The organism is Streptomyces sp. NPDC059785 (assembly GCF_042732375.1).
GTDB lineage: Bacteria > Actinomycetota > Actinomycetes > Streptomycetales > Streptomycetaceae > Streptomyces.
Genome location: NZ_JBHWHV010000016.1, coordinates 43,388 through 56,994, shown reverse-complemented (window position 1 = coordinate 56,994; position 13,607 = coordinate 43,388). Strand labels below are relative to the sequence as shown.

Below are 13,607 nucleotides of genomic sequence, written 5' to 3'. Positions count from 1 at the left end.
CGACCGGGCATGCCACCATCGTGCGGGCGGTGACCGGTGATACGAGACCAAGAAGAGACGATGAAGCAGCAGGGTGTGCATCCCGAGGACGCGGAGGGCACCTCTGAGGCATCGTCGTGCCCGGACCCCGCCCGGCCGGACGGCGAGGCGGACGAGCAGCGGACGAACTGCGCGGAGGACTCCCACAACGAAGCGGTGGAGGGCGACGAACCGCTCCTCCCCGCGCGCGTGCACCGTCCTTCGGACCTGATGCGGCTCCTGGTCGGCATCCTCGCCGTCGTGGTGCTGCTCGCCATCGCCGCGTTCGCGCACGGCACCACCTCGGGTCTCGAACAGGACATCAACAAGGGCACGGGACAGGCTCCCGATCTGCTGATCCGGATCGCGGGTCTGGCGTCGAGCATCGCGATCTTGCTGGTGCCGGTCGCCTTCGCGATCGAGCGGCTGATCAAACGGGACGGGCTGCGCATCGCCGACGGCGTCCTCGCCGCGGTGCTGGCCCATGGGGTGACGCTCGCCACCGATCTGTGGGTGGCCAAGGCCGCCCCCAACTCCATCCAGGAGGCGCTCACCCAGCCGTCGCCCGGCGACATCCACGCGCTCACCGATCCGGTCCACGGCTATCTCGCGCCGGTCATCGCGTACATGACAGCGGTGGGGATGTCGCGCCGGCCGCGCTGGCGCGCGGTGTTGTGGGTGGTCCTGCTCCTCGACGCCTTCTCGATGCTGGTCACCGGCTACACGACGCCGTTCTCGATCATCCTGACGGTGCTGATCGGCTGGACGGTCGCCTACGGAACGCTGTACGCGGTCGGCTCGCCGAACGTGCGGCCCACGGGGCGGACCCTGATGGCGGGTCTGCGGCACGTGGGCTTCCACCCGGTGAGCGCGGCCCGCGAAGAGGTCCCGGACACCGTGGAGAACGGCGACCGGGGCCGGCGCTACTTCGTCACCCTGGAGGACGGCCCGCCCCTGGACGTCACGGTCGTCGACCGCGAGCAGCAGGCCCAGGGCTTCTTCTACCGTGCCTGGCGCCGGCTGACGCTGCGCGGCATCACCACCCGGCGCAGCCTCCAGTCGCTGCGCCAGGCCTTGGAGCAGGAGGCGCTGCTCGCCTACGCGGCCATCGCGGCCGGGGCGAACGCGCCGAAGCTGATCGCGACCTCCGAGCTGGGCCCGGACGCGGTGATGCTCGTCTACGAGCACACCGGCGGGCGCACCCTCGACTCGCTGCCCGACGAGATGATCACGGACGACCTGCTGCGGGACACCTGGCACCAGGTCAGGGCGCTGCAGTCGCGCCGCATCGCGCACCGCAGACTCGCGGGCGACGCGATTTTGGTGGATCGTTCCGGCACGGTCATCCTCACCGATCTGCGCGGCGGCGAGATCGCGGCCGGTGACCTGGTGCTGCGTATGGACATCGCGCAGCTCCTGGCGACCCTGGGGCTGCGGGTCGGCGCCGAGCGCGCGGTCGCCTCGGCGGTGGGCGTCCTCGGCCCGGACGCGGTCGCCGACTGTCTGCCGCTGCTCCAGCCCATCGCCCTGACGCGCTCCACGCGCGCGACGCTGCGGAAACTGGCCCGGGAGCGCGCCCAGCGCGAGCGCGAGGCGGTCCTGGAGGCGTCCCGGCAGGACAAGATCGCCCGTGCCGAGCAGGCCCAGCAGGACACCGGAGTCGTCCTGGAGAAGCCCGACAAGAAGGCCGCGCGCGCGGAGCAGCGGGCCGAGAAGCAGGCGATCGACGAGGCCCTGGAGGAGGCGCGCGAGGAGGACCTGCTCACCCAGATCCGCCACCAGGTGCTGCTGATCCGCCCGCAGGCCCCCGTCGAACCGGCCCGCCTGGAGCGGGTCAGGCCGCGCACGCTGATCAGTTTCATCGCCGGTGCCATCGGCGCGTACTTCCTGCTGTCGCAGCTCACCCACATCGAGTTCGGGACCCTGTTCGACGACGCCGAGTGGGGCTGGGTCGCCGCGGCCGTGCTGTTCTCGGCGCTGAGCTACTTCGCGGCGGCGATGAGCCTGCTCGGCTTCGTACCGGAGCGGGTGCCGTTCCTGCGGGCCGTGGCCGCGCAGGTCGCCGGGTCGTTCGTGAAGATCGTGGCTCCCGCCGCGGTCGGCGGTGTCGCCCTGAACACGCGTTTCCTCCAGCGGGCCGGTGTCCGCCCGGGGCTCGCGGTGGCCAGTGTGGGCGCGTCCCAGCTCTTCGGTCTCGGCTGCCACATCCTGATGCTGCTGTCGTTCGGCTATCTGACGGGCACCGAGAAGACGCCGTCGCTGTCGCCGTCCCGCACGGTCATCGCGGGCCTGCTGACGGTCGCGGTCCTGGTGCTCGTGGTCACCTCGGTGCCCTTCCTGCGCAAATTCGTCGTCACGCGCGTGAGGTCGCTGTTCGCGGGTGTCGTGCCCCGCATGCTCGACGTGCTCCAGCGGCCGCAGAAGCTGGTCACCGGCATCGGCGGGATGCTGCTGCTGACGGCCTGCTTCGTGATGTGCCTGGACGCGTCGATCCGGGCCTTCGGCCACGAGGAGACGACCACGCTGAGCCTGGCCAGCGTCGCGGTCGTCTTCCTCGCCGGCAACGCGCTCGGCTCGGCGGCACCGACCCCGGGCGGCGTGGGCGCCGTCGAGGCGACCCTCACGGTCGGCCTGATCGCCGTCGGCCTCCCCAAGGAGGTCGCCGCGCCCGCGGTGCTGCTGTACCGGCTGCTGACCCTGTGGCTCCCGGTGCTGCCGGGATGGCTGTTCTTCAACCACCTGACCCGCAAGGGCGCACTCTGAGCCCACAGGGGTGCTCGGTGATGAAGCTCACCCGCACGGACCGCGCCCCGAGCGCCCCGCGCGGCGCGCCCCCAGGATGGGAGCATGCCGAACCCGCCTCGACCGCGCACCGCAGTCCTGACGGCCGCTGCCGTCTTCGTGCTGTCCTCCGTGCTGACGGGTTGCAGCGACGACAAGGGCGAGCAGAAGGACCTGACGGCCCAGAAGCTGAGCTGGGAGGACTGCCCGGCGCCGTCCCGCTCCGAGGGCGGCAGCGGCTCCCCCTCACCGCTGCCTGACGGTACGGAGTGGAGCTGCGCCACCATGAAGGCCCCGCTCGACTGGGACGAGCCGAAGGGCGACACGATCGACATCGCGCTGATCCGGGCCGAGTCCAGCGGCGGCAGCGGCAAGCGCATCGGCTCGCTCCTGTTCAACTTCGGCGGCCCCGGCGGTTCGGGCGTCACCACGCTGCCCGCCTTCGGGAAGGACTATGCGAAGCTGCGCACCCGTTACGACCTGGTCAGCTTCGACCCGCGCGGGGTCGGCCGCAGCGCGGGCGTGCGGTGCGAGGACGACCAGCAGCTCGACGAGTACTTCCAGCAGGACGCGACCCCGGACGACGCGGCCGAACGCGAGGCCATGCTGAAGAACGTCAAGAAGTTCAACGCCGCCTGCGACAAGAACTCCGGCGACACCCTGCCGCACGTACGGACCACCGACGCGGCCCGCGACATGGATCTGATGCGGCAGGTGCTGGGCGACGACAAGCTGCACTACTTCGGCATCTCGTACGGCACGGAACTGGGCGGTGTCTACGCCCATCTGTTCCCGAAGAAGGTGGGCCGGGCCGTGTTCGACGCGGTCGTCGATCCGACCCAGACCCCGGACCAGAGCTCGCTGGGACAGGCCGAGGGCTTCCAGCTCGCGCTCGACAACTTCGCGAAGGACTGCACGTCGAAGACGGAGGACTGTCCGATCGGTGACACCGCGCAGGACGTCAAGGACCGCATCGCCAAGCTGCTGACGGATCTCGACCGCAAGCCGATCACGGGCGTCTTCCCACGTCAGTTGACACAGACGGCCGCGACCGGCGGCATCGCGCAGTCGCTCTACTCCAAGGACTACTGGGAGTACCTCACCCAAGGGCTCGAGGACGCCTACGACGGCGACGGCAAGGTGCTGATGCTGCTGTCCGACTCGATGAACGGCCGCAGCGAGGACGGCGAGTACAGCAATCTGACGGCGGCGAACGTCGCCATCAACTGCGCCGACGACAAGGCCCGCTTCACCACGGCCGACGTGGAGAAGCAGCTCCCGCGGTTCCGGGCCGCCTCGCCGCTGTTCGGCGAGTATCTGGCCTGGTCCATGCTCAGTTGTACGAAGTGGCCGGTCGCCGGCGCCGGCGACCGTCCCGACGTGAGCGCTCCCGGCGCGGCGCCCATCCTCGTCGTCGGCAACACCGGCGACCCGGCCACACCGTACGAGGGCGCACGGAAGATGGCGGACGCGCTGGGCACGTCGGTCGGCGTCGAGCTGACCTACAAGGGCCAGGGACACGGCGCGTACGACAGCGGGAACAAGTGCGTGCACAACGCGGTCGACAGCTATCTGCTGGAAGGAACCGTACCGCGTGCCGGCACCGTCTGCTCCTAGAAAACCGCAGGTCAAAAGGTTATCCACAGGACGTGACGGCCGTCGGCCGGCACCACCTACCATTGCCTTCAAGTGATCCGCCGCACCGGGCGGACCACTGGCGAGGGGGGACTCATGGCACGTTTCGCACGGTGGACGGCGCTGGCCGCCGCCGCACTGCTCGTGGCGGGCTGCAGCAGCGGCTCGTCCGATGACGGCAAGGACGCCGGGGGCGGCGGCACGGCCGGTTCCGACCCGTCGGCCACCGCGTCCTCTTCCGGATCGCCGGGGCTGCCCGCCTCACTGACGAAACAGCGGCTCGACTGGGGCGGCTGCAAGGGCACTTCGGACTCCCCCGCGCCCGACTCCTCCTGGCAGTGCGCCACGATGAAGGTCCCGCTGGACTACGCGAAGCCGGACGGCGAGACGATCGGCCTGGCCCTGATCCGTTCGAAGGCGACCGGCGACAAGGACGAGCGGATCGGCTCCCTGGTCTTCAACTTCGGCGGCCCCGGCGCCTCGGGCGTCGGCACGATGCCGTCGTTCGGCAGCACGGTCTCGAAGCTCCACCAGCGCTACGACCTGGTGAGCTGGGACCCGCGCGGCGTCTCCGCGAGCGAGGGCGTGCGCTGCCGCAGCGACAAGGAGATCCAGGCCGCCGAATCGGTGGACGCCACCCCGGACGACGCGGCCGAGGAGAAGGCGTACCTCCAGGACGCGACGGACTTCGGCAAGGGCTGCGAGAAGGCCGCGGGCAAGCTGCTGTCCCACGTCTCCACGACCGACACCGCCCGCGATCTGGACCTGATGCGCCAGGTTCTCGGCGACGACAAGACGCACTACTTCGGCATGTCCTACGGCACGGAACTGGGCGGTGTGTACGCCCACTTGTTCCCCAACAACGTGGGACGCGTGGTGCTGGACGCGGTCGTCGACCCCAGCGCCGACACGGTGGGCCACGCGAAGAACCAGACGAAGGGCTTCCAGCGCGCCCTCGACGACTATCTGAAGTCGACCGGGCAGGACCCGGAGCAGGGCTCGCAGAAGATCGTGGACCTGCTGAAGCGGATCGACGCGAAGCCGCTCGCGACGTCGGGCGACCGCAAGCTCACCCAGACACTGGCCCTGACCGGCATCGTCCTGCCGCTCTACAGCAAGCAGGGCTGGCCCTCCCTCACCAGCGCCCTCGACGCGGCCGAGGACGGCGACGGCACGGAGCTGCTGGCACTCGCCGACGGCTACAACGAACGGGACGACTCGGGGCACTACGGCACGACGACGCATGCCCAACGGGTCATATCGTGCCTGGACGACAAGCAGCGGGTGACGCCCGAGGAGGCGAAGAAGCTGCTGCCGGAGTTCGAGAAGCTCTCGCCCGTGTTCGGCGACTTCATGGGCTGGGACGCGGCCGGCTGGTGCCACGACTGGCCGGTGGCCGGTCAGTACGAGACCCCGGAGGTCAGCGCTCCGGGGTCGGCGCCCATCCTGCTCGTGGGCAACACCGGGGACCCGGCGACGCCCTACGAGGGCACTCGGAAGATGGCCGACGAACTGGGCAAGGGCGTCGGCGTGGAGCTGACCTGGAAGGGCGAGGGCCATGGGGCGTACGGCAGCGGGAGCGACTGCGTCGACTCCACGGTGAACGGCTATCTGCTGGAGGGGACGGTGCCCAAGGACGGCAAGGTCTGCGCCTCGTAGGCCGGAAAGCTTTCCGCCCGGCCGGACCCCGGTCCGCCGGGCATGCCGGAAGGGGCCCGGCACGCGTGGTGCCGAGCCCCTTCGGGATGGACCGGATCCTGCTCGGAGAGGAGCGGAGCCTAGTAGACCGGCTTCTCCGGCTCGATCTGGTTGACCCAGCCGATGACGCCGCCGCCGACGTGCACCGCGTCGGAGAAGCCCGCGGACTTCAGGACCGCGAGGACTTCCGCACTGCGGACACCCGTCTTGCAGTGCAGGACGATCTTCTTGTCCTGCGGCAGCGACTCCAGGGCGGTACCCATGAGGAACTCGTTCTTCGGAATCAGCTTGGCGCCGGGGATCGAGACGATCTCGTACTCGTTGACCTCGCGGACGTCGATGATCTCGATGTTCTCGCCGTCGTCGATCCACTCCTTGAGCTGCTTGGGAGTGATCGTCGAGCCGGCGGCCGCCTCCTGGGCCTCCTCGGACACGACGCCGCAGAAGGCCTCGTAGTCGATGAGCTCGGTGACGGTCGGGTTCTCGCCGCAGACCGCGCAGTCGGGGTCCTTGCGGACCTTGACCTGGCGGTACTGCATCTCCAGGGCGTCGTAGATCATCAGGCGGCCGACGAGCGGCTCACCGATACCGGCGAGCAGCTTGATCGCCTCGTTGACCTGGATGGAGCCGATCGACGCGCAGAGCACGCCGAGGACCCCGCCCTCGGCGCAGGAGGGGACCATGCCCGGCGGCGGGGGCTCCGGGTACAGGCAGCGGTAGCAGGGACCGTGCTCGGACCAGAAGACCGACGCCTGGCCGTCGAAGCGGTAGATCGAGCCCCACACGTACGGCTTGTTGAGCAGGACGCACGCGTCGTTGACCAGGTAGCGGGTGGCGAAGTTGTCCGTGCCGTCGACGATCAGGTCGTACTGGCTGAAGATGTCCATCACGTTGTCGGCCTCGAGCCGCTCTTCGTGCAGGACCACGTTGACGTACGGGTTGATGCCGAGCACCGAGTCACGCGCCGACTCGGCCTTGGAGCGGCCGATGTCCGACTGACTGTGGATGATCTGGCGCTGCAAGTTCGACTCGTCGACCTCGTCGAACTCCACGATGCCCAGCGTGCCCACGCCCGCGGCGGCGAGGTACATCAACGCCGGCGACCCGAGGCCGCCGGCGCCCACACAGAGCACCTTGGCGTTCTTCAGCCGCTTCTGCCCGTCCATCCCCACATCCGGGATGATCAGGTGGCGGGAGTACCTGCGGACCTCGTCTACGGTGAGCTCAGAGGCTGGCTCTACCAGGGGTGGCAGCGACACGGAAACTCCGTTGATCGGTCAAACAGTGGGTGCTCCTCCGTCCCGGCGCGGACCAGGGCGAGGGAGGTCGTGCTCCCTGTAACAGTGCCATGTGCTTCTTCATTCCGAGACACCCGTTCCGACTCGCGAGACGATCTCGTCCCAGTAGCCGGGCATGGTCTCCCAGGGCTCGCCGCGGCCCCCGTGATCAGTGCGATCGGTGAAGTAGATGGTGGAGGCGCCCTGCCAGCGGGCGATGCGCAGCGCCTCGTCGAGGTGCCCGCGCGGCACGCCGTGCACAAAGTGACAGAAGCGCTCGGGAGGGTGCTCGGCCGTCCACTCGGCCACCTGCGACCAGCGGTAGTCGCTCCACGGGCCGGAGAAGGTCACCAGTTGGTCGGCGGCCTCGGCGAAACCGGGACAGGGATGGGTGCCGTGGCCGAGCACGATATGACCGTCGTCGCGCAGCGCGCGCAGCGTGGCCACGGTGCGGCGGACCTCCGCGAGCGCCGCCCGCTCACCGGGACAGCGGTCCAGGAAGAACCCGTCGACGAGATACCAGTCGAGATAGCGGTGCGCGTCGGAGACGAGTTCGCCGAAGGTGCGCGCGCCGAAGGCGACATCCAGGTGTCCGAGCACCCTGATCCGCGCGTTGCGCAGTCGGCCGGCCGCCTCCAGGCAGTGCGGGTCGGGCCGGGTGCCGGGGCCGTTGGCCACGTTCAGGACGACCCAGTGCAAGGGGGTGCCGGGGCGGGTGAGTTCGCCCCATTCCAGCGGGGCGACGAGGGGGTGCGCATATCCGGGGATGCCGAAGCCGAGCCCCAGGTCCGTGCTCGGTGCGCCCGTTGCGGTGCTGGTCAGATACGGCATGCTGCCTCCATCCAGATGTCGGCGAGGGATTCCTCGAGGTTGATGCGGGGCCGCCAGCCGAGACGGTCGCGGGCGGTGCGGACGTCCGCCTGCTGCCAACTGCCGCAGCCGTCCGGGTAGGGGTACGCGACCGGGGCCGCGTGGTCCGATTCGGTGCGGGGGTGCCCGATGGATGTCCTCAGCGGGCCGGGCGGTCCGTCCAGTTCGTGCAGCGCGCCGCCGTAGCCGGCCACGCGCGCGAGGACGGCGGCGGCGTCGCGGAGCCGTACGGCGCGGCCGGAGCCGATGTTGATGACTCCCTGCGCGGCGGAGAGCGAGGCGGCGTGGACGGCGCGGGCGATGTCGCGTACGTCGATGAAGTCGCGCTGGACGCCGAGTCCGCCGAGCTTGAGCTCACCGTCGCCCGACTGCATGGCACGGCGCATGGCCTCGGCGAGGCGGCCGAGCGGGGAGCCGGCGGGGGTACCGGGGCCGGCGGGCGAGAAGACGCGGAGCACGACGGCGTCCAGACCGGAACCGAGGACCAGTTCGGTGGCGGCGAGCTTGCTGACGCCGTACGGGCCGCCGGGACGCGGGACGGCGTCCTCGGCCGTGGAGGAGCCGGGCTGGCTCGGTCCGTACTCGGCGCCGCAGCCGATCTGCACCAGCCGGGCGCCGCAGCCGCTGCGGCGCAGTGCCTCGCAGACGGTGGCGACGGCGACGGTGTTGTGCCGGGTCAGCTCGCGGGCACCGCCGCGGGTGGCGCCCGCGCAGTTGACGACGACTCCCGGGTGCACCGCGTCCAGGAAACGGGTGAGCGCTCCGGGGCTGCCCGAGGCGAGGTCGAACCGTACGTCGGCGTCGTCGCCGCGGCCGAGCGCGGTGAGCTGCACGGCCGGGTCGGCGAGCAGCCTGTCGGCGACGAAGCGGCCGAGGTATCCGTTGGCACCGATCAGCAGAACCCTCATCGGGCGGCTCCCGGGGCGGATTCTCCGATTCGGGAGGTGATCATCTGGCGTTCTCCTTCAGGGGTGGTGCTGTGAATCGGGAAGGAAGGCCCGCGGTGTCGGCCCCGCGGGAGAAAGGGGGCGCCCAGGACGGGGACCGGGTCCAGGACGGCCGTGACGGCTTACAGCGGTGGCGGGCACCGGGGGCCGTGGTCGGTGACGCGGCACGAGAAATGCGGGTGCCGCGGTCGGTGTACCTGCACGAGGCCGGCGCACCTAGCCGAGCGGGCCGGGCATGCTGCCGGGCGGTCCGGACGACCTGGCGGTCGGTGCGGACGAGCAACTGACCGGGCCGGACCGGCTGCCGACCGGCGCGGACGCGCAGGTGACCAGGCCGGGTCGGCTTCCCCGCGGGCCGGACGAACCGGCGGTCGGGCCGGATGAGCCGCCGGCCGGACAGGGCGGGGCACCGACCGGGCCAGGTGGGGCGGTGACTCCGATTGCGGGCGCGGCCGGGCACTGGGGCGGGACCGCGGCGCTGTGAGAAACGGCCTTGGGAGGCGGAGGCGGAGGCGGAGACGGGGGCGAAGACTTGGACGGAGGCGGCGGGTGCCTGCCCGGGCGTGCGCTTTCCGCCCGGTCCGGGAGTCGGGCCGGGGTGCTGTGGGCGTGGCTCGGGTCGGACGAGGTAAGCGCACGGGCCCTGCCGCGGCTTCCGGCCCGCACGCCTGTCGGCAGCCGCCGTCGGCAGCAGCCGCAGCAGTCGTCCCCGCACCTGTGCAGGGCGTTCTGCCGCGGACCGCGCCGCTGCGGGTGGCCTGGGCGGGCCTCATCGTGTCGCTCCGGCTGGTGTGGCGTGGGCCGAGGCTCGGGTCAGGGCGCGCGTGGCGTGGATCAGGAGGGCGACGGCGGCCACGCCGCACGCGCCGGCCGGGACGGCGCCGGGTCCCCACGTACCGACGACGGCCTCGACGGGTGCGGCCACGGCCGAGCAGCCGGGGAGGCGACCGGCGAAGACGGTGCACAGGGCGGCCGCCTCGGTGGCGCCCGCCGCGCAGAGAGCGACGGAGGGGGCGCGGGTGCAGCCGTACGCGGTGAGCAGCCGGGCGAGCGGCAGCAACGTTGCCAGGGCACCGATCGCGGCGTACGTCACGGGCTCGTGCATCACGGACCCGTGTGCCGCGAACCCGTCCATCACGAACCCGTGTGCCGCGGGCCCAGGCATCACAGACCCGTGTGCCGCGGGCCCAGGCATCACAGACCCGTGTGCAGCGGGCCCGTGCATCACGGACTCGTGTGCAGCGGGCCCGTGCATCACGGACTCGTACAGCACGGGCACGTATGCCACGGGCTGATCCAGCGCTGTGGCGCACAGGGTCAGCAGCGCGCCGAGCAGGCAGAGGTAGAGCGCGAACGTGCCGAGGAGCATCGGGCGAACGGAGGCAGTGAACTCCTCCAGGCCGCGGCTGGCGGTCAGCCTTCGGCGGGCGCCTGTGGCGAAGAGGTGGGCGCACCATGCCGCCGGGGCACAGGCCAGTGTGAGGACCAACAGGGGTGCGGTGGTGAGGGGCCACGGGCCGTCGGGGCCGCCGCCGACGGCCGCGTCGAGCAGTCCGTCACCGATGAGGGCGTAGGCGAGCAGCCAGCAGGTCCACGCGCGGGCGGAGTTCGCCGGGCGGTGCGGGGTGCGGAGGGGGCCGTGGCGCAGTACGGCCACGAGCGCCAGTGCGACAACGAGGGCGCCGGTCGCGGCCACGGTGAGGCGTGGCCGTCCGTCGGTCAGCCGGACGCCCGCCATCGCGGCCGCGCACAGGGCACCCGGCGACAGCACCAGTGCCACCCGGCCGAGGGTCCGCAGGCGGGAGGACGTACGGCCGGGTCGGTGGGTGGATCCGGCCCGTGTCTCGGACAGTCGCGCCTGCGCCCGCGCCCTCGCCGACATTGGTTCCGGCCCCGCCGCCGACGCCGACGTCCGCTCCTCCGCCCGCGGCACGCGCGCGTACATCTCCTCGGCGAGCGCGAACACGTCGCGGTGCCGGAAGCGTGCCGCGGTGCGGTCGGTCATCCCGTGCGTCTCCAGGCCGGCTGCGATCTCGAGCGGGTCCACGGCTCGTTCGCACAGTTCGCGGTGCCGCTGCATCAGGACCTTGACCGGGTCGCCCGCGCCGCGCCGACCGGCGAGCCCGAGCGCGTCCGCCGGGCCCACGGAGCCGACCGAGTCCTCCGCGCCCGTCACTCCCGTCACGCCCGTCACGTCTGTCGCGTCTGTCGTGCCCCCGACATCCGCCACGCCTGCCGCTTCGTTCATCGGGCGCCCTCCCGCACCGGTGCCGCGTCCCGTGGCGGCGAGTCCGTGGCCCAGCGGGGGCGGGTCGCGGTGGGACGGCGGTCGACGCCGGTCCAGTGGCCGGGGACATGGGACTCCGCCGGCGTTCCGAAGGGCAGGGGCTCGCCGGAGGCGTCGACGACCACCCCGCGCACCGGGGAGCGGGAGACGACCTCCAGGTAAATGCCGTGAAATGCCGCGATGTTCTGTTCGACGGTGAACAGCTCGAGGGCGCGAGCGCGGGCGGCAGCCCCCAGGCGCGCACGGCGCTCCGGGTCGCTCAGCAGGGCCAGGCACGCCTCCGCGAGCGCCCGCGGGTTGCGCGGCGGCACGACGAGACCCGTACCGCCGATGACCTCCACGACCGCGCCGACATCGGTCGAGACCGTGGCCCGCCCGCAGAACATGGCCTCGATCAGGCTGACGGGGAAGCCCTCCACGACGCTCGACAGGACGACGACCGCTCCGGCCGCGTACGCCTCGGCGAGGTCCGGGGCCTCAGGGCCGCCGATCTCCTCGAAGGACACCGGGTTGTCGCCGACCGCGTGGGCGCCGTCCGCCTCGTCGGGGAAGAGCTGTGCGGCGAGGGCTCTGCACTGGCCGAGGTAGGCGACGCCCTCGGCGCCCGCCGCCGCCCCGACGATCCGCAGCCGGGCCCTGGGCCGCCGCTCGCGGATGCGCGCGAACGCGTGCAGCAGGCAGACCAGGTCCTTGGCGGGTTCGACCCGGCCGACCCAGACCAGCGTGTCCGGCTCACAGCCCGCGCCACCCGCACTGTCCGCACCACCCATCACGCCGACCGTGTCCCGGCCACCCGTCACGCCTACCGCGCCCGGACCACCCGTCACGCCTACCGCGCCCGCACCACCCATGACGCCCGCGCTGCCCGCCACGCCCACGCCGCCCACCGCACCCGCCACACCCGCCGCGCTCGCAGTGACGCCGGTCCGGGCAGTGCGGCCAGCGCGGGCCCCGCCCCTCGTACCCGCCCCGCGCTCCCCCACCTCCGCGAAGCGGGACGCGTCCATGCCCGGATAGATCGTGCGCAGCTTCGCGCGGTCGGCGCCGCACCGTTCCTGCCAGCGGCGGGCATGCGTGTTGCCGGGCGTGACGGCGGCGGCGCGGCGGTAGACCTCGGCGGCCAGTTCGCCGTGGAAGGCGGCGAGCAGCGCGCGGGTCGCGGGAGCCGCCCCGGCGGACGCCAGGTAGTGCGCCCGCAGTTGCACGCCGTACTCGGTCACCAGGAGCGGTACGCCGGAGAAGTGCCCGGCGAGCAGGCCCGGCAGCGCCGCCGCACCGCCCGCCGTGGCGTGGCACAGGTCGGCCGAGGCGAGCCCGTCGTCCCCGTACCAGTCGAGGGAGAGGGGGCGCAGCGCACGCGCGAAGTGGTCGGCGACGGTCAGGAGTTCGGGTACACGGGCGGTCCGGGCGGCGCGCAGGGCGCCGGGGACGCGGCAGGCGCGCTCCAGGGCGCGTACGGCGATCTCGGAGCGCAGGCCGCCGGCGAGACCGCCCTCGTCACGGGCGAGTTCGGCGAGCGCGTAGAGGGCGGTGCCGAAACGGTCCGCCTCGGCGCCGTCCGCGCACTTCTCGGCCCTCCCCGCAACGGAGGCCGCGTCCCCGCCCGGAACGAGCGGAGACCCGTCGGCGGTCCCCGGCGGCCTTCCGCAGACCGCGTCCACCAGTTCCCCGTAAGCCTCGGCGAAGCGGCGGCGGGCGCGGCGGCCGCGCAGGGCCCGGTCGTCGCCGGCCGTCCACAGCGGTGCCGTGCGGACCCGGGTGACCTGGGGCGGCAGTTCGATCCAGCCCTCGCGCTCCTGCTGTTCGGTGCGGCTGAGTGCGTAGACGTCGAACTCGTGTCGCGTGAGCCCGCGTACGAGCCGGTCGCACCAGAGCCTGGCGTCACCGCTCACATACGGATAGCCACCCTCCGTAAGCAGTCCGATCCGCACGAGTGCACTCCCGATCTCTCGTCTGGGGAGCCGCCGTCGCTCCGGCGGCTCGCAGCGGGACGAACGTAAGCGGACATGCAGGTGGGGGGGGGGGGGGGGGTTTGGTGGCACGGCCCAGAAGGGCGGCCTGAGGTGAATAAAGAAAAAGGACGGCGGGCGGTGT

At 72.0% G+C, this 13,607-nt stretch carries 8 protein-coding genes; 3 read left to right on the top strand and 5 right to left on the bottom strand.

The window, feature by feature from the left end; translation table 11 throughout:
* The first annotated feature begins 60 nt into the window (after positions 1–60).
* The 3 genes from ACFV6E_RS15045 to ACFV6E_RS15035 all read left to right on the top strand — a co-directional run bounded on the left by ACFV6E_RS15045 (position 61) and on the right by ACFV6E_RS15035 (position 6,093).
* Positions 61–2,781 carry a lysylphosphatidylglycerol synthase domain-containing protein gene (locus ACFV6E_RS15045; RefSeq protein ID WP_385171029.1) on the top strand — a complete coding sequence of 907 codons (2,721 nt, stop codon included), beginning with the start codon at positions 61–63 and terminating at the stop codon, positions 2,779–2,781.
* 84 nt (positions 2,782–2,865) lie between these two features.
* On the top strand, positions 2,866–4,416 hold the full coding sequence (locus ACFV6E_RS15040) for an alpha/beta hydrolase (RefSeq protein WP_385171032.1): 1,551 nt from the start codon (positions 2,866–2,868) through the stop codon (positions 4,414–4,416).
* A gap of 114 nt (positions 4,417–4,530) precedes the next feature.
* Positions 4,531–6,093, top strand: coding sequence for an alpha/beta hydrolase (locus ACFV6E_RS15035; protein WP_385461883.1), 1,563 nt, complete (start codon positions 4,531–4,533; stop codon positions 6,091–6,093).
* A 119-nt stretch (positions 6,094–6,212) separates the two neighbouring features.
* On the opposite strand, the gene moeZ is transcribed toward ACFV6E_RS15035, so the two are convergent.
* From moeZ to ACFV6E_RS15010, 5 genes are all read right to left on the bottom strand, one after another.
* On the bottom strand, positions 6,213–7,391 hold the full coding sequence (moeZ, locus tag ACFV6E_RS15030) for an adenylyltransferase/sulfurtransferase MoeZ (RefSeq protein WP_385171038.1): 1,179 nt from the start codon (positions 7,389–7,391) through the stop codon (positions 6,213–6,215).
* A gap of 99 nt (positions 7,392–7,490) precedes the next feature.
* A complete protein-coding gene (locus ACFV6E_RS15025; RefSeq protein ID WP_385171040.1) occupies positions 7,491–8,240 on the bottom strand; it encodes a spherulation-specific family 4 protein in 750 nt (249 codons plus the stop codon).
* Positions 8,228–9,187, bottom strand: a complete 960-nt coding sequence (locus tag ACFV6E_RS15020; protein WP_385461880.1) for an NAD-dependent epimerase/dehydratase family protein — start codon at positions 9,185–9,187, stop codon at positions 8,228–8,230. The genes ACFV6E_RS15025 and ACFV6E_RS15020 overlap by 13 nt, the downstream gene beginning before the upstream one ends.
* A gap of 808 nt (positions 9,188–9,995) precedes the next feature.
* Positions 9,996–11,474: a hypothetical protein gene (locus ACFV6E_RS15015; RefSeq protein WP_385461877.1), complete on the bottom strand. Its 1,479-nt coding sequence runs from the start codon at positions 11,472–11,474 to the stop codon at positions 9,996–9,998.
* Positions 11,471–13,444 carry a DUF3492 domain-containing protein gene (locus ACFV6E_RS15010; RefSeq protein ID WP_385171048.1) on the bottom strand — a complete coding sequence of 658 codons (1,974 nt, stop codon included), beginning with the start codon at positions 13,442–13,444 and terminating at the stop codon, positions 11,471–11,473. Before ACFV6E_RS15010 ends, ACFV6E_RS15015 begins: the two co-directional genes overlap by 4 nt.
* Positions 13,445–13,607: the final 163 nt, after the last annotated feature.